The 21,735-nt window shown below is 69.5% G+C and carries 21 protein-coding genes; 11 read left to right on the forward strand and 10 right to left on the reverse strand.

All coding sequences use genetic code 11. The features are described from left to right. Positions 1-41 precede the first annotated feature (41 nt). Positions 42-305 carry an HPr family phosphocarrier protein gene (locus KV396_RS01030; RefSeq protein WP_247624818.1) on the forward strand — a complete coding sequence of 88 codons (264 nt, stop codon included), beginning with the start codon at positions 42-44 and terminating at the stop codon, positions 303-305. A gap of 38 nt (positions 306-343) precedes the next feature. Here KV396_RS01030 and KV396_RS01035 read toward each other — a convergent pair whose 3' ends face one another. Next, positions 344-2,263: a BglG family transcription antiterminator gene (locus tag KV396_RS01035; protein WP_247956563.1), complete on the reverse strand. Its 1,920-nt coding sequence runs from the start codon at positions 2,261-2,263 to the stop codon at positions 344-346. 171 nt (positions 2,264-2,434) lie between these two features. Here KV396_RS01035 and KV396_RS01040 point away from each other — a divergent pair, with 171 nt between their 5' ends. From KV396_RS01040 to KV396_RS01075, 8 genes are all read left to right on the forward strand, one after another. Continuing rightward, positions 2,435-2,749: a PTS sugar transporter subunit IIB gene (locus tag KV396_RS01040; protein WP_247624820.1), complete on the forward strand. Its 315-nt coding sequence runs from the start codon at positions 2,435-2,437 to the stop codon at positions 2,747-2,749. Further along, the gene (locus KV396_RS01045) at positions 2,746-3,021 is read left to right on the forward strand and encodes an HPr family phosphocarrier protein (RefSeq protein WP_247624821.1); all 276 of its coding nucleotides are present in this window, start codon (positions 2,746-2,748) and stop codon (positions 3,019-3,021) included. Before KV396_RS01040 ends, KV396_RS01045 begins: the two co-directional genes overlap by 4 nt. After that, on the forward strand, positions 3,021-4,706 hold the full coding sequence (ptsP, locus tag KV396_RS01050; protein WP_247634328.1) for a phosphoenolpyruvate--protein phosphotransferase: 1,686 nt from the start codon (positions 3,021-3,023) through the stop codon (positions 4,704-4,706). The genes KV396_RS01045 and ptsP overlap by 1 nt, the downstream gene beginning before the upstream one ends. After that, entirely contained in the window at positions 4,703-6,319 is a 1,617-nt protein-coding gene (locus KV396_RS01055; RefSeq protein WP_247956564.1) for a PTS mannitol transporter subunit IICB, read from the forward strand. The genes ptsP and KV396_RS01055 overlap by 4 nt, the downstream gene beginning before the upstream one ends. Positions 6,320-6,382: 63 nt before the next feature. After that, a complete protein-coding gene (locus KV396_RS01060; protein ID WP_247624824.1) occupies positions 6,383-6,817 on the forward strand; it encodes a PTS sugar transporter subunit IIA in 435 nt (144 codons plus the stop codon). Then, the gene (locus KV396_RS01065; protein WP_247956565.1) at positions 6,814-7,971 is read left to right on the forward strand and encodes a mannitol-1-phosphate 5-dehydrogenase; all 1,158 of its coding nucleotides are present in this window, start codon (positions 6,814-6,816) and stop codon (positions 7,969-7,971) included. Before KV396_RS01060 ends, KV396_RS01065 begins: the two co-directional genes overlap by 4 nt. An 81-nt stretch (positions 7,972-8,052) precedes the next feature. Then, entirely contained in the window at positions 8,053-9,348 is a 1,296-nt protein-coding gene (locus KV396_RS01070) for a flavin-containing monooxygenase (protein ID WP_247956566.1), read from the forward strand. A gap of 37 nt (positions 9,349-9,385) precedes the next feature. Then, positions 9,386-10,144, forward strand: a complete 759-nt coding sequence (locus tag KV396_RS01075; RefSeq protein WP_247956567.1) for an alpha/beta hydrolase — start codon at positions 9,386-9,388, stop codon at positions 10,142-10,144. A 9-nt stretch (positions 10,145-10,153) separates the two neighbouring features. On the opposite strand, the gene KV396_RS01080 is transcribed toward KV396_RS01075, so the two are convergent. The 9 genes from KV396_RS01080 to KV396_RS01120 all read right to left on the reverse strand — a co-directional run bounded on the left by KV396_RS01080 (position 10,154) and on the right by KV396_RS01120 (position 20,667). Beyond that, a complete protein-coding gene (locus KV396_RS01080) occupies positions 10,154-11,200 on the reverse strand; it encodes a polysaccharide deacetylase family protein (protein WP_323131835.1) in 1,047 nt (348 codons plus the stop codon). Positions 11,201-11,274: 74 nt separating this feature from the next. Further along, on the reverse strand, positions 11,275-12,390 hold the full coding sequence (locus KV396_RS01085; protein ID WP_247624829.1) for an adenosine deaminase: 1,116 nt from the start codon (positions 12,388-12,390) through the stop codon (positions 11,275-11,277). A 67-nt stretch (positions 12,391-12,457) separates the two neighbouring features. Beyond that, complete coding sequence (locus tag KV396_RS01090) at positions 12,458-13,753, reverse strand: thymidine phosphorylase (RefSeq protein WP_247956568.1); 1,296 nt, start codon at positions 13,751-13,753, stop codon at positions 12,458-12,460. Then, positions 13,750-14,148, reverse strand: coding sequence for a cytidine deaminase (locus KV396_RS01095; protein WP_247624831.1), 399 nt, complete (start codon positions 14,146-14,148; stop codon positions 13,750-13,752). Before KV396_RS01095 ends, KV396_RS01090 begins: the two co-directional genes overlap by 4 nt. A gap of 7 nt (positions 14,149-14,155) precedes the next feature. After that, positions 14,156-15,436: an ABC transporter permease gene (locus KV396_RS01100; RefSeq protein ID WP_247956569.1), complete on the reverse strand. Its 1,281-nt coding sequence runs from the start codon at positions 15,434-15,436 to the stop codon at positions 14,156-14,158. Beyond that, complete coding sequence (locus tag KV396_RS01105) at positions 15,433-16,704, reverse strand: ABC transporter permease (protein ID WP_247956570.1); 1,272 nt, start codon at positions 16,702-16,704, stop codon at positions 15,433-15,435. The genes KV396_RS01100 and KV396_RS01105 overlap by 4 nt, the downstream gene beginning before the upstream one ends. Beyond that, a complete protein-coding gene (locus KV396_RS01110; RefSeq protein ID WP_247956571.1) occupies positions 16,701-18,209 on the reverse strand; it encodes an ABC transporter ATP-binding protein in 1,509 nt (502 codons plus the stop codon). Before KV396_RS01110 ends, KV396_RS01105 begins: the two co-directional genes overlap by 4 nt. A 98-nt stretch (positions 18,210-18,307) precedes the next feature. Then, positions 18,308-19,402: a BMP family lipoprotein gene (locus tag KV396_RS01115; RefSeq protein WP_247624835.1), complete on the reverse strand. Its 1,095-nt coding sequence runs from the start codon at positions 19,400-19,402 to the stop codon at positions 18,308-18,310. A gap of 149 nt (positions 19,403-19,551) precedes the next feature. Further along, a complete protein-coding gene (locus KV396_RS01120; protein ID WP_247956572.1) occupies positions 19,552-20,667 on the reverse strand; it encodes a mannose-1-phosphate guanylyltransferase in 1,116 nt (371 codons plus the stop codon). Between the two features lie 265 nt (positions 20,668-20,932). On the opposite strand from KV396_RS01120, the gene sdhC reads away from it, so the two are divergent. Further along, a complete protein-coding gene (gene sdhC / locus KV396_RS01125; RefSeq protein ID WP_407665553.1) occupies positions 20,933-21,283 on the forward strand; it encodes a succinate dehydrogenase, cytochrome b556 subunit in 351 nt (116 codons plus the stop codon). Continuing rightward, entirely contained in the window at positions 21,283-21,726 is a 444-nt protein-coding gene (locus tag KV396_RS01130; protein WP_247634316.1) for a succinate dehydrogenase hydrophobic membrane anchor subunit, read from the forward strand. The genes sdhC and KV396_RS01130 overlap by 1 nt, the downstream gene beginning before the upstream one ends. Positions 21,727-21,735: the final 9 nt, after the last annotated feature.

Genomic DNA, 21,735 nt, shown 5'->3' on the forward strand with positions numbered 1-21,735 from the left:
CGGGGCCGCGCGCCGTCGGCATACCCGGATACGATCGGATCATGCCGACCCGCCACGTCATCGTCAGCGCGCACAACGGAGTGCATGCCCGACCCGTCGCCGAGATCGTCCGTCTCGTGCAGGCGCACGGGGCACCGGTCACCCTGCGCACCTCGGACGGGACGACCGTCGATCTGCGCAGCGTGCTGGCGGTGATGGACCTCGCGCTCGGCACGGGCGATGCCGTCGAGCTGCAGACCGCGGCGGGCCCGGGTGCCGATGAGCTGCTCGACGAGCTGGCGGCCGTCCTCGCGCCGGCGAGCTGACCCCGCTCCGCTGTCTGCGGTGATGACGGCGAGAACGCTCAGCCGTCGATGACGGCGACGAGCTCGTCGAGGAAGGCCTCGAAGGTCGTTCCCCGGCGCACGATCCGCTGCACGCTCTCGCGCTCGCTGAAGACCTCGACGAGCTGCTCGAACACGGTCTGGAACGCCGCGCGATCGCCCTCGCTGAACGCGGCGAGCGCGACCACCTGCACACGCCCGTCCGCCCAGGCGGCCGATCCGTCGGCCACCCCGATCGCGATGGCCGTGCGCGTCGCGGTCATCTGCAGCGCATGCGGTACGGCGAGTGCATCGGTGAACGCGGTCGACGACATCCGCTCGCGCACGATGGTGTTCTCGACGTAGTCCTCCCCGATGACGCCGGTGTCCACGAGCAGTCCCCCGAGGCGTCGGATGATCGCCTCCTCGCCCTCGTCGGGGAGCGGGTGCACGAAGGCATCGGCATCGAAGTACTGGGCGAGCTCCTCGCGCAGGTGCGTGAGCCGGCGACCGCGGCGGATGCGACCGGCGGCCTGCTGCACGCGCTCGACGTCGGAGTCGGTGAAGAACGGATGGATGCGCACGAAGCGGTCGCCGGTGAGGGCGGGCTCGATCGTGCTGAGCACGAGGTCGGTGTCGAACGACGACCAGTCCGGGTCGACGCTGGTCACCACGCTCGTGACCTCGATCGCCGAGCCGAGCGACCGGTCGACGCTCGATCGCAGCAGCTCGTGCAGCTCGTAGTACCCCGGGCAGACGATGGTGGCGGTGAGGATCGTCGCGGCCTTGCGGCTGCGTTCGAGCCGTCCGCCGACGTGCATGGCGATGTAGGCGATCTCGTCGTCGTGGATCGGGGTGCCGAGGCGGTCGTGCAGCCCCGAGGCGATCGACACCGCGACCTCGAAGATCATGGGATAGGAGGTCTTCAGCGAACGTGTGAGCGGATTGCGGGCGAAGGCCTGGCCCTGCGCACGCCGGAGCAGGTTCTGCACGTGCAGCGAGAGGCGGAGCACGAACGAGTCCTCGACGAGGTCGACGTCGTACTCGGCCGCAGCCCGGGCGAGCTCGGCGCGCACCGCGTCTTCGACCCCGGCCTCCACACCGCTGCGGGCGACCTCCCGCGTCGCCTCCTCGCCGGGAGCGACGACCCGGGTGAGCACGAGCGAGGCGAGGTGCCGGCTGTCGCCCTCCCCCAGCTCGACGCCGAAGTGCTCGGTCGCCAGGCGTGAGATCGTCTCCCCCACCCGGGGGATCTCGTCGTGCGCTCCGGTCGGCACGCCCGCGATCGCGTAGCCCGCGGCGACGCGGTCCGTCGCGATCGCGATGTGCAGGAGCACGTCCGAGATCGCGAGCTCGTTGACGAAGTAGCCGAGCGTTCCGAGTTCGCGCACGAGCGCCGACTTGAACGGGCCGACCGCCTCGGCCGACATGCCCGTGCCGGCGAGCGCACGGCGGAACGTCTCGGGATGGAACGACGCGGCATCCATCTCGTCGTGGGCGAGGCGCGAGATCAGCCGGCGCTGCTCCTCCTCGGTGCCCTGCAGTCGCACGATCTCGCGATCGCGCTCGAGCACGAGGTCCGTGCCGTCGAGGAGGCTGCGGACACGGGCGAGATCGGACTCGAGGGTCGCCTCGCTCACGTGCAACCGCTCGGCGGTCGCGTAGATGTCGATGCCGTCGGGCTCGTCGAGGAGCATCCGCACCACGGCGTGCAGGCGATCGCGAGGAGCGGACTCGCCACCCGACCGCGCGCGCAGCGCATCGCGCGCGGCGGGACCCGCGCGATAACCCGCGGGACCGGACTCGACGGCGTCACCGCCGACACGGGCGTTGAGGGCGGCGACGTACGAGCGGATGCTGCGGGGCGTCACCCCGACCAGATCGGCGAGGCTGGCAGCGGTCACCCACGATCCCCGACGCAGCAGAGCGGTGAGGATCTGGTCCTGGCGCTGGCGCGACATGATCCTCCCTCTGCTCGTCGTACGTGCGCGACTTCTCTGTGCGCCGCCCTCCCATGATGTCAGGCCGCGGCCGGAGCAGGGGCCGGAAGCGGGGTTCCGCAGGGGCGGAAAGGATCCTGTTGGCACCCCACCCCCGGTCTTTCACAGACTGTTCTCAGGAAGGTGGAATCGATGAGGATCCTCATTGTGTGCGGCGCGGGTGCGTCGAGCACGTTCGTCGCACAGCGACTGCGGCGCGCCGCATCCGACGCGGGTCTCGAATGGGATGCCGTCGCCGGAGTGGAGTCCTCCGTCTTCCCCGGCGCACAGGATGCGCTCCTCGTCGGCCCGCACCTCGCGGACCGGGTGGACGCCCTGCGCGCGAGCGCCGGGGTTCCCGTCGCCCTCCTGCCCGCCGACATCTTCGCCGACCGCGACGGGGAACGGACGCTCGCTCTGGTGCGCGCGCTGCTCGCCGCGGAGACCACCCCGAAAGGAACACCATGACCGTTTCACGCACCGTTCGGATCGGCTCCTCCCACGGGCTGCACGCGCGCCCCGCGAAGCTCTTCGCGCAGGCCGCCAAGGAGGCGGGTATCCCCGTCACGATCGCCAAGGACTCCGGCAAGGCCGTCAACGCGGCCAGCATCCTCGGGGTCATCGCCCTGGCGATCGAGCACGGCGACTACGTCACCCTCACGGCCGACGGCGACAGTGCGGAGGGTGTGCTCGACACGCTCACCGAACTGCTGACCACCGACCACGACCAGGAATCCTGATGAGCGAGCTGCGCGGAGTCGGCATCGGGCTCGGCGTCGCGCAGGGCCCGGTCGTGCGCATGACCGAGGCGCTGCCCGCGCCCGACCAGACGCCCAGCACCGTCGGCGCCGAGGCGGAGCGCGCCCGCGTGCGCGAGGCCGTCGCGGTCGTCGCCCAGGAGCTCACCGCCCGCGGCGAGGCGGCGGGCGGGTCGGCCCAGGAGGTGCTCGAAGCCCAGGCGATGATCGCCGAGGACCCGACGCTCCAGGACGAGGTCGACGAGCGCATCGACGCCGGCTCCACCGCCGAGTGGGCCGTGCACGACGCCTTCGCGGGATTCAAGGCCACGCTCGAGGCCGTGGGCGGCTATCTCGGCGAACGCGCCGCCGACCTCGACGACATCGCCCAGCGGGTGCTCGCCCGCCTGCGCGGCGTCGAGGCGCCCGGTGTGCCGAACCCGGGGCATCCGTTCGTCCTGGTGGCGCGCGATCTCGCGCCCGCCGACACCGCACTGCTCGATCTCGACCAGGTACTCGCGCTCATCACGAGCGATGGCGGCCCCACCTCGCACACCGCGATCCTCGCGCGTGAGAAGGGCATCGTCGCTATCGTCGGAGCGACCGAGGCCGCGAGGCTCGCGACCGGCACGACGGTCATCGTCGACGCCGCGGCGGGCATCGTCACCGCCGATCCCGCACAGGACGCCCTCGACCGCGCCGCCCAGCGCGCCGCGGAGCGCGCCTCCGCCGACGCCGCACCCGCGACGCCGGGAGCGCTGGCCGACGGCACCGCGATCCCGCTGCTGGCGAACCTCGGCAAGCCCGCGGATGCCGCGGACGCCGTCGAGCGCGGCGCCGAGGGCGTGGGGCTCTTCCGCACCGAGTTCCTGTTCCTCTCGGCCACGCAGGCGCCCACGATCGCTCAGCAGCGCGAGTCGTACCGCGAGCTGCTCGCCGCGTTCCCGGGCAAGAAGGTCGTCGTGCGCATGCTCGACGCGGGCGCCGACAAGCCCCTCGCCTTCCTCAACGACGCCCACGAGGAGAACCCGGCACTCGGGCTCCGGGGCCTGCGCTCCCTGCGCGCGAGCGAGGACATCCTGCGCGAGCAGCTCACGGCCCTCGCCGAGGCGGATGCCGCCACCTCCGCCGACCTGTGGGTCATGGCGCCGATGGTCACGACCGTCGAGGAGACCGCGTACTTCACCGGCCTCGCCCGCGAATACGGGCTGAAGACCGCCGGCGTCATGGTCGAGGTTCCGGCGAGCGCGCTGCTCGCCGACCGGGTGCTCGCGCACGCGGACTTCGCCTCGATCGGCACCAACGACCTGACGCAGTACACGATGGCGGCCGATCGCCTGCTCGGATCGGTCGCGAGCTTCCAGGACCCCTGGCACCCCGCGGTCCTGCGCCTCGTGCGCGAGGTCGGGGCCGCAGGTTCTCGCCTGGGCAAGCCCGTCGGCATCTGCGGCGAGGCCGCCGCCGATCCCCTCCTCGCCGTCGTGCTCGTGGGCCTCGGCGCCACGAGCCTCTCGATGGCTCCCGCAGCGCTGGCGGACGTCCGCCACGCGCTCTCCGAACGCACGCTCGACGAGGCCCGTAACCTCGCCGAGCTCGCACTGGCGGCGGACGACGCCGCCGGTGCACGCCTGGCCGTGGTGGAAGCATCCACGGCCCTCCCTCCTCACCAGAAAGAGACGACATCATGACGACGACGTCACCAGCCCCCGCGAAGGCGAACGGGCTCCGAACGGGCGTGCAGCGTTTCGGCACGTTCCTCTCCGGCATGATCATGCCCAATATCGCGGCGTTCATCGCGTGGGGCTTCATCACCATGCTGTTCATCCCGGCCGGGTTCTTCGGCGCCAAGAGCCCCTTCGGCTGGCACTGGGCTCCGGTGGCCGAGATCATCGGCGGCGGCGGAGACTCCGCCGTCATCGGATGGCAGGGGGCCATGACGGCGGTCGCCGAGGGCGCCGACGGCAACATCTTCGCCTACGTCGGTCTGGTCGGACCGATGGTCACGTACCTTCTGCCGCTCCTCATCGCTAACACCGCGGGCCGCATGGTCTACGGCGAGCGCGGTGGCGTCGTGGCGACCATCGCCACCATGGGTGTCATCGTCGGAACCAACATCCCGATGTTCCTCGGCGCGATGATCATGGGCCCGATCGCGGCCTGGATCACGAAGCAGATGGACAAGCTGTGGGACGGCAAGATCCGCCCCGGCTTCGAGATGCTCGTCAACAACTTCTCGGCCGGAATCCTCGGCATGATCCTCGCGATCGTCGGCTTCTTCGCCTTCGGCCCGGTCATGCTCGGCATCAGCGCCGTGCTCGGCGCGGCGGTCGACTGGCTCGTCTCGCTCAACCTGCTGCCCCTGGTCTCGATCATCGTCGAGCCGGCGAAGGTGCTGTTCCTCAACAACGCCATCAACCACGGCGTCTTCACCCCGCTCGGCATCGAGCAGGCCGCCGAAACGGGCAAGTCGATCCTCTTCCTCATCGAGGCGAACCCCGGCCCCGGCCTCGGTCTGCTGCTCGCCTTCACCTTCTTCGGTGTCGGCGCGGCGAAGGCCTCGGCTCCGGGCGCGGCCGTCATCCAGTTCTTCGGTGGTATCCACGAGATCTACTTCCCGTACGCGCTCAGCAAGCCGACCACCATCCTCGCCCTCATCGCGGGTGGCGCGGCCGGTGTCACGACGAACATGCTCCTCGGCGGCGGTCTCGGCTTCCCGGCCGCACCGGGAAGCATCATCGCCGTCACCGCCGGAGCGATCGGCTCGGGCGTCGGCAACCTCGTCGTCGTCTACCTGTCGGTGCTCATCGCCGCGGCCGTGACCTTCCTCATCACGGCCGTCATCCTGCGGGCCTCCCGCAGGCGCGACCTCGAGGCAGAGGGCGACACCTTCGGCGCCGCGATCGCACAGACCGAGGCCAACAAGGGCAAGTCCTCCGCTGCGATGGACGCGCTGCGCACCTCGAGCGGCGCAGCCGCCGGTGGCACGGCCGTCGCGACCGATCGCCGCATCGAGAACGTCGTGTTCGCGTGCGACGCCGGTATGGGCTCCTCCGCCATGGGCGCGAGCGTCCTGCGCAACAAGTTCAAGAAGGCGGGCGTCGAGGGCGTCACGGTCACCAACCAGGCGATCGCGAACCTCGACGGAACGGCCGATCTCGTGATCACGCAGCAGCAGCTGACCGATCGCGCGAAGGCCCAGTCGCCGAACTCCCTGCACGTATCGGTCGACAACTTCATGAATTCTCCGAAGTATGAAGAGGTCGTCGAGATGGTGCGCGCCCAGCGCGACACCGACGCGTGACACACCCCGGTGGGCGGATGCTGCGGCATCCGCCCACCGGACCATTCTCAGAAAGGAATCATCATGAGCGTTCTCACCCTCGACCAGATCCGGATCCACCCGGGATCGGCGACGCAGGAGGAGGCCCTGCAGGAGGCGACCGACATCCTGGTCTCGGTGGGCGCCGTGACCCCGGCCTACGTCGACGCGATGCGTCAGCGCGAGGAGACGGTCTCGACCTTCATGGGCAACGGTCTCGCGATCCCGCACGGCACCAACGAGACCAAGGACGCGATCCTCGCCTCGGCCCTCTCCGTCGTGCGCTACGACGGCGGCGTGGACTGGGCGGGCGAGCCGGCGACGTTCGTGATCGGCATCGCCGGACGCGGTGACGAGCACCTCGAGATCCTCTCGCAGATCGCGATCCTGTTCTCCGACGAGGACGACGTCGCGAAGCTGACGGCGGCGCAGACCCCCGACGAGCTCTTCGCCCTGCTCTCGGCGGTGAACGAGGGATGAAGGCCGTCCAGTTCGGCGCCGGCAACATCGGCCGCGGGTTCGTGGGCCTCCTGCTCCACGAGGGCGGCTACGAGGTCGTCTTCTCCGATGTGGCGGATGCGCTCGTCGATGCGATCAACGCCGTCGACGCGTACACGGTGCACGAGGTCGGGCCGGGAGGCGTCGACCGCACCGTGACCGGGTTCCGGGCCGTCAACAGCAAGACTGATCCGGATGCCGCGGCCGAGGAGGTCGCCACGGCCGACGTTGTGACCTGCGCGGTCGGCCCGACCGTCCTGCGCTTCATCGCGCCGACGATCGTCGCGGGTCTCACCCGCCGCTCCCCCGACGCCGCGCCGCTGGTGATCATGGCGTGCGAGAACGCGATCGGCGCGACCGATCTGCTCCGCGCCGAGATCGAGAGCGTCGCCGGCGCCGACGCGCGCGAGCTGCTCGCGAAGGCCGTGTTCGCGAACACCGCCGTCGACCGCATCGTCCCGGCCCAGCCCGAGGGTGCGGGCGTCGACGTCACGGTCGAGCCGTACTTCGAGTGGACGATCGAGCAGGGCCCGTTCGGCGGCTCGCTGCCGAGCATCCCCCGCGCGCACTTCGTCTACGAACTCGCCCCGTACATCGAGCGCAAGCTGTTCACCGTCAACACCGGTCACGCGGCCACCGCGTACTTCGGCGCCCGCGCCGGCATCGACCGGATCTCCGACGCCCTCGCCGATCCGCAGATCGCCGCGGCGGTCGGCGCGGCCCTCGAGGAGACCTCGGCGGTGCTCGCCGCGACCCACGGGCTCGACCCGGCCGATCTGGCCGAGTACCGCGCGACCATCCTCGAGCGCTTCCGCAATCCGGCGCTCGTCGACACCGTGCAGCGCGTCGGACGCCAGCCGCTGCGAAAGATCTCGCGGCACGAGCGGTTCATCGGACCGGCCGCCGCCGCCGCCGAGCACGGCCTGTCGACGGACGCGCTCGTGGCGGCCATCGCCGCGACCCTCGAGTTCGAGGATGCCGAGGACACCCAGGCCGTCGAGCTGCGCCAGCTGCTCGGCACGCTGGACGCGCAGACGTTCACGACGCGCACGACGGGGCTGGAGCCGCAGCATCCGCTCTTCGCCGCCGTCGAGGCGGTCGTGGCCGCCCGACAGGACGCTCTCCGCGCCGCCTGACCCATCGATCGCGGACGCCCCCGCACCCCGATACGATCGGGGTGCGGGGGCGTTTTCGGTACACGGACGTGCGGGGGCAACATGGACACCTATGCCGTGATCGGCGCGGGACCGTCGGGCCTGGCCGCCGTCCGCGCTCTGCGGAAGCGCGGCATCCCCGTCGACGGCTACGAGGCCTCGCACGGCGTCGGCGGCCTCTGGGACATCTCCAATCCGCGCAGCACGATGTACGAGTCGGCGCACCTCATCTCGTCGCGCACGACGACCGAGTTCCGCGAGTTCCCGATGCGATCGACGGTCGACTATCCGGGGCACGCGGCGCTGCTCGAGTACTTCCGGGAGTACGCCGATCACTTCGGTCTCACCGAGCTCTTCCGCTTCGACACGCGCGTCACCCGGCTCGCCCCCCGCGACGACGGCGGTTGGGACCTGACGAGCGTCGGCCCGGACGGCAAGCACACGCACCGCTACGCCGGCGTCGTGCTCGCGAACGGCACGCTCGCCGAGCCGAACGTCCCCACCTTCCCGGGCGACTTCACCGGCGAGGTGCTGCACACGAGCGCCTACTCCTCCCCCGCGCAGCTCGCGGGACGCCGGGTGCTCATCATCGGCGCCGGCAATTCGGGCTGCGACATCGCAGTGGATGCCGTGCATCACGCCGACGCGATCGACATGAGCGTGCGTCGCGGCTACTACTTCGTTCCGCGCTACCTCTTCGGTCGCCCGAGCGACACCCTGAACCAGGGCCGTCCGCTGCCCGCCCGGCTCAAGCAGGCCGTCGACTCCCGCGTGCTGCGCGCCTTCACCGGCGACCCCGTGCGGTTCGGCTTCCCGAAGCCCGACTACCGCATCTACGAGTCGCATCCGATCGTGAACACCATGGTGCTCAATCACCTCGGCCAGGGCGATCTGCGCGTCCGGCCCGACGTCGACCGCTTCGACGGCTCGACCGTGCACTTCCGCGACGGATCGTCCGGCGAGTACGACCTGGTGCTCCTCGCGACCGGCTATCGACTCGACTATCCGTTCGTCGACCCCGCGTACCTGAACTGGCGCGGCGCCTCCCCCCGGCTTTTCCTGCACGTGTTCCCGTCGTCGTTCAACGGGCTGTTCGTGATGGGCATGATCGAGGCATCCGGGATCGGCTGGCAGGGCCGCTACGAGCAGGCGGAGCTCCTCGCCGCGTATCTCGACGCGGCCGAGCGGGACCCGGCCCGCGCGGCGCGGTTCCGCGCGAGGGTGACCGGCTCCGCCTGGCCCGACCTCACCGGCGGGTATCACTACCTGGGCCTCGACCGCATGGCCTACTACGTCAACAAGGACGCCTACCGCGGCGCTGTCCGGCGCGAGCAGCAGGCTCTCGCGCAGCCCGCGTGAGCGGTGCTGTCCCCGGCATCGCGCGTACCCTGGAGAGGTGCAGAAGAAGCGTGGCCGGCGCGTCCTGAAGTGGACGCTGTGGAGCATCCTGATCCTCGTCCTCCTCGGCGCCGGCGGCATCGTCGCCTGGAGCCAGATCGGTGTGATGGGGGCGGAGAAGGCACCCCTCGCCGCCGTGCGCGAGAACCCCGCGATCACGGTCGACGACGCGGAGCAGGGCATCGTCCTGGCGCCCGCCGACGGGGATTCCGAGATCGGTCTCGTCTTCGTGCCGGGCGCGAAGGTCGACCCCTGGGCGTACGCCGCGATCCTGCAGGGCGTCGCCGAGGGGGGCGTCACGGTCGTGATCACGCGGCCCTGGTTGAACCTCGCGTTCTTCGACCCGCGCCCCCTCGACTCCTTCACCTCCGCCGCACCCGACGTCGACGTGTGGGCCGTGGGCGGCCACTCCCTGGGCGGCGTGCGCGCCTGCCAGCTCGCGGCGGATGCCGACGCCCTCGTGCTCTTCGGCTCGTACTGCGCCAACGATCTGTCCGGCACCGATCTCGCGGTGCTCAGCCTCGCCGGCTCCGAGGACGGCCTCTCGACACCGGCGAAGATCTCGGATGCGCGCGGCAACCTGCCCGCGGACGCCGACCTCGTCGAGATCGACGGCGCCTCGCACGCCTCGTTCGGCGACTACGGGCCGCAGGCCGGCGACGGCACGCCGTCGATCTCCGACGACGAGATGCACGCCACGGTCACCGAACTCCTCGGTGCGTTCCTCTCCGAGGACGCGCTGGCTGCCGCAGGCTGAGCGCGGGGGTCAGCCGATCCGCGAGATCAGCGACTCGAGGCCCATGCCGTAGTCGATGCGCACGACCGGCAGCGCCAGCTTGTCGGTGCCGATCTCGACGTAACCCGGCTCGATGGTGCGGGCCATCTCGAAGCCGGCCTGCGTCACGCCCTGTTTCGCCGTGTCGTTGTAGTGCCCGAACGGGTAGGCGATGACCTCGCGCACGCCCAGCACGTCGCCGGAGGTGTTGAGGTCGGCGGCGATCTCGTCGGCGGTCCAGTTCTCCATCCGGCCCCGACCGTTGGCACCGGCCTGGTGCATGTCGTGCGTGTGCGAGCGGCGCAGCACGTACGGCGACGGCGGCGGGTCCTGCCGGTAGGCGGTGATCATGAACGACGTCGAGAGCAGCTTGTACTTGTCGACGACCGGCACGGCGAGGTCGAACCACGTCTGGTCGGCGTCGTCATCGGTGATGATGACGGAGCGCGCGGGAAGCGACAGCCGGCCGTCGATGAACGCACTCAGCTCGTCCCACGTGGGCAGGTAGAACCCGGTCGTCGCGATGTGGTTCATCTGCGCGTCGAAGTCGCCGATGTAGGCGTAGTTGCCCCGCAGCCACCCGGACTCCCCCTCGGGGTTCGGGGTGAACTGGTGGTACATGAGGATCGGCACCTGCACATCGGCCGCCGTGTTCGCCTCGGGCGTCGTCCACGCGCCGAACAGCTCGACCTCGGCATCCGTGCAGACGACCGCGTCCGCCCCGTTGACGCGCGCCGCGACGTTCTGGGCCGCCGCATCGTCGGCCGTGGCGTACCACCCGGCGAACACGCGACCGTCCTGCGCCGGGATCGGCAGGTACTGGTAGAGCGCGCCCTGCGACTGCACCTGCATGTCGAGCTCGATGCCCTCGCCCGTGAACGACACGGCGCACCCGTTCGGATCACCGGAGTCGGCGACGAGCTGCTGCGCCGCGGTCAGCGGGCGCTCGATCGGCGTCGCCTCGACCCGCGGGACGGCCTCCGGCTCGCGATTCATCCACGTGAAGGCGGCAGCGGCACCACCCGCCACGACCACCACGGCGACGACCGCGCCGATCCAGATCCCCCGGCGTCTGCACCGTGCCCGCGAACGGCTCCCCCGAGTCGTCATGGTCAGGCGTCGAAGCCTTCGGCGATCATCTCCACGAGCTCTTCGCGCTCCTCGACCGGGAGGAACGTCGCGGCCGCGGCGTTGAACTGGAAGGTCTCGAGATCGTCGAGGTCGTACTCGAACGCCTCGACGAGAAGGGCGAGCTCACGGGTGAGCGAGGTCGCGCTCATGGTGCGGTTGTCGACGTTCACGGTGACGGCGAAGCCGAGCTGGTAGAGCAGATCGAACGGGTGATCGGCGAGCTCCGAGCCCCAGGCGGCGACCGCCCCGGTCTGCAGGTTCGACGACGGCGACAGTTCGAGCGGGATCTCGCGGTCGCGCACCCAGCGGGCCACCTCGCCGAACTGCACCTGCACCTCATCGCCCTCGCGCGTGATGACCTCGAGGTCCTCGGCGATGCGCACGCCGTGCCCGAGCCTCAGGGCGCGTCCGTCGAGCAGGGCGGAGCGGATCGAGTCGAGTCCGGCCGCCTCGCCGGCGTGCACCGTCACGGGGAAGAAGTTGTCGGCGAGGTAGTCGAAGGCCTCGCGATAGTTCGACGACGGGAAGCCGTCCTCGGGGCCCGCGGTGTCGAAGCCCACGACGCCGCGGCCGCGGAAGTCGACCGCGAGTTCCGCGATCTCGCGGGCGCGATCGTGCTGGCGCATCGCCGACAGCAACTGGCCGACCCGGATGCTGTGCCCCGCGGCGTCCGCGGCGTCCTCGCCCTCCTCGATCCCCTGCTGCACGGCCTCGACGACCTGCTCGAGGCTGAGGCCGCCCGCCAGGTGCTGCTCGGGCGCCCAGCGCACCTCGCCGTAGATCACGCCGTCCTTCGCCAGGTCCTGCACGAACTCCCGGGCCACCCGGGTCAACGCCTCCGGCGTCTGCATGACCGCGATCGTGAGGTCGAACGTCTTCAGGTACTCGACCAGCGAGCCCGAATCGCTCTGCTTCGCGAACCAGCGCCCGAGCGAGCGTGCATCGCTCTGCGGCAGCTCGATGCCCGCGGCATCCGCCAGCTCGACGATCGTCGCCGGACGCAGCGCGCCGTCGAGATGGTCGTGCAGCGACACCTTCGGCAGACTCCGCAGGGAGATCCCCTGGATCTTGACGTCGCCGTTCGCATCGATCGCCATGGGGATCCTCCAGTCGCAGAAAAGTGTGGCGGTGGTGACCGCCGTGTTCAGGGTAGCGGGCCGGAGGTCAGGCCGTGATGCGTTCGCGCACGATCGGTCCGCGCGCGGGCGCATCCGCTCCGATCTCCCACGCTCCCTCGAGCGCCTCGATCGCGCGCGGGAAGCGCGCCTCGTCGGCCGCCGAGAGCGTGAACAGCGGCTGTCCGGCGACGACGCGGTCGCCCGGCTTCGCGTGCAGGTCGATCCCCGCCTCGAAGATCACGGGGTCCTCGGCGCGCGCACGGCCGGCGCCGAGACGCCAGGCCGCGATGCCGAACGGCAGGGCGTCCATGCGGCTGATGACGCCGTCGGCGGGCGCCGTGACGACGTGGGTCTCGCGGGCGACCGGAAGCGCGGCATCCGGGTCGCCGTCCTGCGCGCGGATCATCGCCTTCCACTGATCCATCGCACGCCCGTCGTCGAGAGCCGCCTCCACATCGGCATCCGGCTGACCGGCCAGCGCGAGCATCTCGCGGGCGAGCGCGATCGTGAGCTCGCGCACGTCGGCGGGACCGGCGCCGGCCAGGATCTCGACCGACTCGCGCACCTCGTTGGCATTGCCGATCGCGAAGCCGAGGGGCACGTTCATGTCGGTGAGCAGGGCCGTCGTCGCGACGCCCGAATCGGTGCCGAGCGCGACCATCGTGCGAGCGAGCTCGCGCGCACGATCGATGTCCTGCATGAAGGCGCCCGACCCGAACTTGACGTCGAGCACGAGGGCGTCCGTGCCCTCCGCGATCTTCTTCGACATGATGCTCGACGCGATGAGCGGGATCGCCTCGACCGTGCCGGTCACGTCGCGCAGCGCGTAGAGCTTCTTGTCGGCGGGGGCGAGACCGGAACCCGCCGCGCAGATCACCGCACCCACGTCGCCCTGCATCTGGGCGAACATCTCCTCGTTGCTGAGCGCCGCGCGCCAGCCGGGGATCGACTCGAGCTTGTCGAGCGTGCCGCCCGTGTGGCCCAGGCCGCGGCCGCTGAGCTGCGGCACCGCCACCCCGAACGCCGCGACCAGCGGAGCGAGCGGCAGCGTGATCTTGTCGCCCACGCCACCCGTGGAGTGCTTGTCGACCGTCTTCTTGCCGAGGGCGGCGAAGCTCATCCGCTCCCCCGACGCGATCATCGCGTCGGTGAGCACACGGATCTCCTCGCGCTCCATGCCGCGCTGGAAGATCGCCATCGCGAACGAGGCCATCTGCGCGTCCGACACGTAGCCGCGCGTGTACGCGTCGACCATCCATCGCAGGGCGGGTTCCGGAACGGCTCCGCCATCGCGCTTCGCGCGGATGACGTCGACCGCGTCGTAGGGCTCCACCGTGCTCATCGTGCGTCCTCCAGGTCGCGGGGGCCGAACGCGTCCGGCAGTACTTCGTCGATCGTGCGGATGCCGGAGACGGTCTCGAGCAGCATTCCGGGCATCGCGTGCTCGAACAGCAGCTGACGGCAGCGGCCGCACGGCATGATCGTCTGCCCGTCGTTGTTCACGCACACGAAGGCGACGAGCTGGCCGCCGCCGGACATGTGCAGATCGCCGACGAGAGCGCACTCGGCGCACAGGGTGACGCCGTACGACGCGTTCTCGACGTTGCAGCCGGCGACGATGCGCCCGTCTCCCACCAGTGCCGCAGCCCCCACGCGGTAGCGCGAGTAGGGGGCGTAGGCCTTCTCCATGGCGGACGTGGCGACCTGACGCAGCTCGTCCCAGTCGATGTCTGTCATGTCTCTCCTAGGACTTGATGTACGGTTCGCCGTCGGCCGCGGGGGCCCGCGACTTCCCGACGAGGCCGGCGACCGCGAAGATCGTCACGACGTACGGCAGCATGAGCATGAACTGGCTCGGCACCGGGGATCCGATGACGCTGAGCACGCCCTGCAGGTTGGTGGCGAAGCCGAACAGCAGCGCCGCGAGTGTGGCCTTGATCGGGTCCCACTTACCGAAGATCACCGCGGCGAGGGCGATGAAGCCCGCGCCCGCCGTCATCTCCTGGTTGAAGCGCGGCACCGAGACGAGCGTGTAGAACGCGCCGCCCATGCCGGCGACGGCACCGGCGAGCAGGATCGCCCGGTAGCGGGTCGCCAGAACCTTGATGCCGACCGTGTCGGCCGCCTGCGGGTGCTCGCCGACCGCGCGCAGGCGCAGACCCCACCGGGTGCGGTACAGACCGAACCAGACGAGCGCGACCACGAAGAACATCAGGTAGACGATGAACGACTGGCGGAACAGGATCGGGCCGATGACCGGGATCTCGCTCAGCACGGGGATCGACACGGTGTCGAACGTGGCCGGGCTGTTGAGGGTCTCGGTGTTCGGGGCGAGCACCACGCGGAAGAGGAAGGTCGTCAGACCGATCACCAGCACGTTGAGCACGACACCGACGATGACCTGGTCGACGTAGTACGTGATCGTGAAGACGCCGAGCACGAGCGAGACGAGCATGCCCGCCCCCATCGCGGCGACCAGACCCGCCCACGGTGAACCGGTGATCGACGAGGCGATCGCCGCCGAGAAGGCACCCGCCAGCAGCTGCGCCTCGATCGCGATGTTCACGACACCGGCGCGCTCACCGATCACGCCGCCCAGGGCGCCGAAGATCAGGGGCGTGGCCAGGGCCAGCGCTCCCCCGAGCAGGCTGATCATGCGCAGCGTCTCACCGGCGGCGGCCCAGGCGAGGAAGCCGAGCAGGAGGGCCGCGACGTAGACGATCACCAACCACAGCGGGATGCTGCGACGAGCGGATGCCCGCACGAACGCGAAGACGGTGACCGCGGCGAGCACCACGACGGCGACCCAGGCGGTCGCGTTCGCGGGCAGGATCACGTCCGGGATCGCGAAGAACGCGTCGGCCGAGGCCAGTCGGAAGGTCGTCTCCCCGTCGCGCGGGGCGAGCAACGGCAGGAGGGCGAACAGGACCGTGAAGATCCCGAAGATGATCGGCGCCTTCCACGAGGCGACGGCGACGGCGCGCGGCTCCTCGATCGCGACGGCGGCATTCGTGACGGCGCTCATGCCGACACCTCCTGCTTCTGCGACTTCTTGGCCGCTCGGGTCTTCTTGCGTGAGGGACGCCCGGGCTGCGGGAGACCGAACATCGCGCGCACCAGCGGGGGCGCGGCGATGAAGAGCACGATCAGCGACTGCACGACGAGCACGATCTCGATCGGGATGCCCTGGGAGGACTGCATCGTGAAGCCACCGGTCTTGAACGCCCCGAAGAGGAGTCCGGCGCCGAGGATGCCGATCGGCGAGGAGCGCCCGAGCAGAGCGACCGTGATGGCGTCGAAGCCGATGCCCGCGTCGATCGAACCGCCGAAACCGCTGGTCTCGGTGCCGAGGATCTGGCTGATGCCGGCGATGCCGATGAGGGCACCGGCGATGAGCATCACGACGAAGTACATCTTTCCGACATCGATGCCGGCGACGCGCGCGGCCGCCGGGTTCTCCCCGACCGCACGGAAGCGGAAGCCGAGCGAAGAGCGCTCGAGCAGCCACCAGGTGAAGGCGACGGCGGCGAGTGCCACGACGAAGCCCCAGTGCAGCTTGTAGGAATCGCCGAGCAGCGACGGGAGCACCGCGGAGTCGGGCATCGGAGCCGTCTTCGGGTTGCTCGACCCCGGAGCCTGCAGGATGCCCTGCGTCGCCAGCATCCAGGCCAGCAGGTAGAAGGCGATGTGGTTGAGCATGATCGTCGTGATCACCTCGTGCGCGCCGGTGCGCGCCTTGAGCAGTCCGGCGATACCGGCCCACAGGGCTGCGGCGACCATACCGGCGATGACGGCGGCGATCAGGTGCAGCGGGAACGGCATGTCGATCTGCGTCGCGACGTATCCGCCGGCCGCGGCCGCCATGAGCATCTGCCCCTGACCACCGATGTTGAACAGCCCGGCGCGGAACGCGAGGCCGACGCCGAGTCCGGCCGCGATCAGCGGCGTCGCGAACTTGAGCGTCTCGGTCAGCGGACGGATGCCGGTGGCGAAGTCGTCGGCGTTGAAGTTGTAGATCGCGCCGCGGAACAGCGCGGCGTACGCACCGCTGACGGCCTGCCAGACGGCGGCGATCATGTCACCGGGACGGGCGAAGAAGTACCCCGCCGTCTCCTGCACCTCTTCGTTCGTCGCCGCGATCATGATCGAGCCGACGACGACCGCGATCAGGACGGCGAGCACCGAGATGATCGCGTTGCCCGAGACGATCTGCTGGAACGCGACGCGCCACCGCGAGGGGGCCACGACGGTCTCCGGCTCGGCGAGCGGTCCCTTGGTCCCTGCGACGCTCATGCGCTCTCTCCGTTCATGCCCGCCATCATCAGACCGAGCTGATCGCGGGGGGTGTTGCCGGGCACGATGCCGACGACGCGGCCGCGGTACATCACGAGGATCCGGTCGGCGAGGGCGGCGACCTCGTCGAGCTCGGTCGAGATCACGATCACCGGAACACCGGCATCGCGCGTGTCGATGATGCGCTTGTGGATGAACTCGATCGATCCGACGTCGACTCCACGGGTCGGCTGCGCGGCGACGAACAGCGCGAGGTCGCGGCTGAGCTCGCGGGCGAGGACGACCTTCTGCTGGTTACCGCCCGACAGACGGCCGGCGGCCTGCGCCGGTCCCTGCGTACGGATGTCGAACTCGGCGATCTTGGCGCGGGCGAATTCGTCGAGAGCGCCACGGCGCACCGTTCCGGCGGAGACGAACTCCCCGCCGAACGACCGGTCGAGCATGAGGTTCTCCGAGATCGAGAACTCCTTGACGAGACCGTCGACGCTGCGGTCCTCGGGCACGAAGCCCACACCCGCGTCGAGGATCTGCCGCACGCTGCGTCCGACGAGCTCTTCGCCGTCGAGGCGGATGCTTCCGCGCACGTGGTCCTGCAGGCCGAGGATCGCCTCGGTGAGCTCGGTCTGGCCGTTGCCCTGCACACCGGCGATCGCGAGGACCTCTCCCCCGTGCACCTCGAAGCTCGCGTCGTCGACGAGGACGATGCCGGAGCGGTCGGTGACGGTGAGGCCCTGCACGCTGAGACCGTTCTCGCGCAGTGTCGGGGCGTCCTTGTGGACGGTGAGCTCGACCGCGCGGCCGACCATGAGCGAGGCGAGTTCCTCGTTCGAGGCCGTGGGCGATGCCTCGCCGACGACCTTGCCGAGACGGATCACGGTGATGCGATCGGCGACCTCACGGACCTCGCGGAGCTTGTGGGTGATGAAGACGATCGACGTGCCCTGCGACTTGAGCTGGCGCATCGTCGCCATCAGCTCGTCGGTCTCCTGCGGGGTGAGCACGGCGGTCGGCTCGTCGAACACGAGCACCTTCGCCTCGCGCGACAGCGCCTTGATGATCTCGACGCGCTGCTGCACGCCGACCGGGAGGTCTTCGACGAGCGCGTCGGGGTCGACGGCGAATCCGAAGCGGTCCGAGATCTCGCGCACCTTCGCGCGAGCGGCCGCGAGGTCGAGACGACCTCCGAATCGGGTCTGCTCATGGCCGAGCATGACGTTCTCGGCGACGGTGAAGACGGGGATCAGCATGAAGTGCTGGTGCACCATGCCGATGCCGGCCGCCATGGCGTCGCCGGGTCCGTCGAAGTGCTGGACGACGTCGTCCAGCAGGATGTCTCCCTCGTCGGCCTGGTAGAGGCCGTAGAGAACGTTCATCAGCGTCGACTTCCCGGCGCCGTTCTCTCCGAGAAGACAGTGGATCTCACCCTCTTCGACGGTGAGATCGATGTGGTCGTTGGCTGTCAGCGCCCCGAATCTCTTCGTGATGCCGCGCAGTTCAAGCTTCATGTATTCGATCCTATTCAGCAGACCGGAGCGTCGGGAATGCCTCCCGACAGGACGGAACGGGGAGGCCGACGAGCGTCGGCCTCCCCGTTCTCAGTGAATCACTCGCTCAGGTAGGAGTTGACGGTGACGGTGCCGTCGATGATGTCCTGCTGCAGCTGGGTGACCTCGTCCTGCAGGCCGGCGTCGACCTTGTCGGCGAAGTTGTGGAGGTCGGCGATGCCGACGCCCTCGTTCTCCAGCGTGCCGATGTAGGTCTCCGGGTCGAACTCGCCCTTGCCGCTGGCGAGGACGGCCTCGTAGGTCGAGAGGTCCATGGCCTTGAGGACCGAGGTGAGCACGACGTCCTCCGTGCTCGGGTCGGTCTCGAACAGGTCGGCGTCGGCGCCGATCAGCGCGACATCCTTACCGGACTCCTTGATGGCCTGCTGCGCCGACTGGTAGATCGGGCCGCCGACGGGGAAGATGACGTCGACGTCCTGGTCGAGAACGTTGACGGCGACCTGCTTGGCGTCCTGGTTGGCCTCGAAGCCACCCGTGAACGAGCCGGTCTTGCCGTCCCAACCGACGACCTGGACGTCGGTGCCCTTGACCTCGTTGTAGTGGTCGACGCCCTGCTTGAAGCCGTCCATGAAGATCGTGACGGTCGGGAACTCCATGCCACCGAAGGTGCCGACCTTGCCGGTCTTCGAGTAGCCGGCCGACAGGTAGCCCGCGAGGAAGGCGGCCTGGGCGGTGTCGTAGAGGAGCGGCTTGATGTTGTCCGCGTCCTTGGTTCCGTCGAAGTCGTTGTCGGCGGCGTCGTCGACGAGGATGAAGTCGACGTCCTCGTTGGCGGTGGCAGCCTCGACCGTGGCGGCCGAGAGGGCGAAGCCCACGGCGACGATCGCGTTGCAGCCCTCGTCGACGAGGTTCGTGATGTTGGGACCGTACTCGGTCTCGGCGTTGGACTGGACGTCCTTCAGCTTGACACCGAGCTCATCGGCGGCCTTCGTGGCGCCCTCGAACGAGAGCTGGTTGAACGACTTGTCGTCGAAGCCGCCCATGTCGGAGACGATGCAGGGCAGGAAGTCGGGGGTGTCGCCGCCCGCGTCGCCGCCCGATTCGGCCGGTGCCTGGCCACAGCCGGCGAGAGCGAAGATGACGCTCGCGGCGACGGTCGCGCCGAGAAGCTTCTTGGTGGTGGAGATGGTCAACTCAGTGCCTCCCTGAACGGAACCGCGTCCCTCGCGGATCGATCAAAGTTACCTACTGTTTCACCCTTTTCGCATACCGGCGGCCCTGGGTCCGGTGAATCTTTACAAACTCGAAACCTGGAGCGCCGATGAGCACGATGCGCTGCTCATCAGAGCACATCGCCCCGTCCCGTGAGTTTGAGCGACTCCACGACACCCTTCACCCGCTGCGCGTGCTCGACCGTCGTGACCAGCAGCGCATCGGGCGTGTCGACCACCACGATGTCCTGAACGCCCACCAGGCTGATCACCCGCGAGGTCTGACTCACGAGGATTCCGCTCGCGGCATCCGACAGCACGCGGGCGTGCGGCCCGAGGACCGCGAGATCGTTCTTGCGCCCGTTCGTGATGAGCTTCGTGAGCGAGGCGAAGTCCCCCACGTCGTCCCAGTCGAAGTGGCCCGGAACCACGGCGAGGCGCCCGCGGCGCGCGGCCGGCTCGGCCACGGCGTAGTCGATCGCGATCTTCTTCAGACGCGGCCAGATCCGATCGACCGCGGGACCGCGGGCCTCACGGTCGTCCCAGGCCTCGGCCAGCTCCTGCAGTCCCGCGTGCAGCTCGGGCTCGTTCGCCGCGAGCTCGTCGAGCAGCACGCTCGCCTTCGCGATGAACATCCCCGCGTTCCACAGGTAGCCGCGGTCGGCGAGGTATCCCTTCGCCGTCTCGAGGTCGGGCTTCTCGACGAAGGTGTCGACGAGCGCCGCCTCGCGCGCGCCGTCGACCACGAGCTCGGCGCCCATCTTGATGTAGCCGAATCCGACGGCCGGCTCCGTGGGTGAGATGCCGATGGTGCAGATGTAGCCCTCACGGGCCACCTCCACGGCATCCCGCACCGCGAACTCGAACACGCGCGTACCGCGGATGACGTGATCGGCGCTGAACGACCCGATGATCACGTCGGGGTCGCGGCGGTGGAGGATGGCGGCGGCGAGGCCGATCGCAGCAGCGGACTCGCGCGGCTCGGATTCGAGGAAGACGTTCAGATCGGCGATGCCCGGCAGCTGCTCCTCGACCGCGGCGCGGTGAGCGCGACCGGTGACGACGGCGATGCGATCGGGGCCCGCGAGGGGAACGAGCCGGTCCCAGGTGTCGCGCAGCAGCGAGTGACCCGACCCGGTGAGGTCGTGCAGGAACTTCGGCGCATCCGCTCGGGACAGCGGCCACAGCCGGCTGCCGATTCCGCCCGCGGGGATCACGGCGTAGAAGTCTTCGATCGGTTCCGTCATCCCGCCAGGGTATCCCGGGGCGATCGCAGACTCCCGGTGCTGCTCAAGAACGCCTCAAGACCCGCCGGAGTTAGGTTCCCCTTCGTCGCCCCCCGCTGGAAGACGGGAATAGGATGGACACCGATCGGGCGTGCCTGGCGGCATGCGACCGACGCACATCGATCCAGGGAGGACGACCGTGTCCACGAGCGCTCGCTTGACACCGTCGATTTCGGAAACCACGTCCAAGACCCCCCGCGGCACCCTCTACCGGGGTCGCGAAGGCATGTGGTCGTGGGTGCTTCACCGCATCACCGGAGTCGCCATCTTCTTCTTCCTGTTGGTGCACGTGCTCGACACGGCGCTGATCAGGGTCTCACCCGAGGCGTACAACGCCGTCATCGGCACCTACAAGAACCCGATCATGGCGATCGGCGAGGTCGTCCTGGTCGCGGGCATCGTGTTCCACGCGATGAACGGACTGCGCATCATCGCCGTCGACTTCTGGTCGAAGGGCGCGAAGTACCAGCGACAGCTCTTCTGGGGCGTGCTGCTGGTGTGGGGCATCATCATGGCCGGTTTCGTGCCGCGACACCTCATGCTCGCGTTCGCCGGATTCACGGGGGGTGGACACTGATGTCCTCGCAGACCATCGCAGCGCCGGCCCGTCGCCGCCGCGGATTCAACCTCGAGAAGTGGGGCTGGATCTTCATGCGCGCCTCGGGCATCGTGCTCGTCGTGCTGATCTTCGGCCACCTCTTCATCAACCTCATGGTCGGCGAGGGCATCCACGCCCTGGACTTCGCGTTCATCGCCGGCAAGTTCGCGACCCCGTTCTGGCAGTGGTGGGACGTGCTGATGCTGTGGCTCGCGCTGATCCACGGCGCGAACGGCATGCGCACGATCGTGAACGACTACGTCACGAACAACACCGCCCGCAAGGCGCTCATCTGGGCACTCGGCCTCGCCGCCGGACTGCTGATCCTGCTCGGCACGCTCGTCGTGTTCACGTTCGACCCCTGCTTGGGCGTGACCGAGTCGAGCACGCTGTGGGATTCGTGCCAGTCGCTGGGCAACTAAAGAAGAAGG

This window comes from Microbacterium galbinum (genome assembly GCF_023101185.1).
Classification (GTDB): Bacteria; Actinomycetota; Actinomycetes; order Actinomycetales; family Microbacteriaceae; genus Microbacterium; species Microbacterium galbinum.

Bases quoted from the DNA above. Each gene is read 5' to 3' on its own strand.
- KV396_RS01030 (WP_247624818.1), top strand. From the start codon at position 42: ATGCCGACCCGCCACGTCATCGTCAGCGCGCACAACGGAGTGCATGCC.
- KV396_RS01035 (WP_247956563.1), bottom strand. From the start codon at position 2,263: ATGTCGCGCCAGCGCCAGGACCAGATCCTCACCGCTCTGCTGCGTCGG.
- KV396_RS01040 (WP_247624820.1), top strand. From the start codon at position 2,435: ATGAGGATCCTCATTGTGTGCGGCGCGGGTGCGTCGAGCACGTTCGTC.
- KV396_RS01045 (WP_247624821.1), top strand. From the start codon at position 2,746: ATGACCGTTTCACGCACCGTTCGGATCGGCTCCTCCCACGGGCTGCAC.
- ptsP (WP_247634328.1), top strand. From the start codon at position 3,021: ATGAGCGAGCTGCGCGGAGTCGGCATCGGGCTCGGCGTCGCGCAGGGC.
- KV396_RS01055 (WP_247956564.1), top strand. From the start codon at position 4,703: ATGACGACGACGTCACCAGCCCCCGCGAAGGCGAACGGGCTCCGAACG.
- KV396_RS01060 (WP_247624824.1), top strand. From the start codon at position 6,383: ATGAGCGTTCTCACCCTCGACCAGATCCGGATCCACCCGGGATCGGCG.
- KV396_RS01065 (WP_247956565.1), top strand. From the start codon at position 6,814: ATGAAGGCCGTCCAGTTCGGCGCCGGCAACATCGGCCGCGGGTTCGTG.
- KV396_RS01070 (WP_247956566.1), top strand. From the start codon at position 8,053: ATGGACACCTATGCCGTGATCGGCGCGGGACCGTCGGGCCTGGCCGCC.
- KV396_RS01085 (WP_247624829.1), bottom strand. From the start codon at position 12,390: ATGGCGATCGATGCGAACGGCGACGTCAAGATCCAGGGGATCTCCCTG.
- KV396_RS01090 (WP_247956568.1), bottom strand. From the start codon at position 13,753: ATGAGCACGGTGGAGCCCTACGACGCGGTCGACGTCATCCGCGCGAAG.
- KV396_RS01095 (WP_247624831.1), bottom strand. From the start codon at position 14,148: ATGACAGACATCGACTGGGACGAGCTGCGTCAGGTCGCCACGTCCGCC.
- KV396_RS01100 (WP_247956569.1), bottom strand. From the start codon at position 15,436: ATGAGCGCCGTCACGAATGCCGCCGTCGCGATCGAGGAGCCGCGCGCC.
- KV396_RS01105 (WP_247956570.1), bottom strand. From the start codon at position 16,704: ATGAGCGTCGCAGGGACCAAGGGACCGCTCGCCGAGCCGGAGACCGTC.
- KV396_RS01110 (WP_247956571.1), bottom strand. From the start codon at position 18,209: ATGAAGCTTGAACTGCGCGGCATCACGAAGAGATTCGGGGCGCTGACA.
- KV396_RS01120 (WP_247956572.1), bottom strand. From the start codon at position 20,667: ATGACGGAACCGATCGAAGACTTCTACGCCGTGATCCCCGCGGGCGGA.
- sdhC (WP_407665553.1), top strand. From the start codon at position 20,933: ATGTGGTCGTGGGTGCTTCACCGCATCACCGGAGTCGCCATCTTCTTC.
- KV396_RS01130 (WP_247634316.1), top strand. From the start codon at position 21,283: ATGTCCTCGCAGACCATCGCAGCGCCGGCCCGTCGCCGCCGCGGATTC.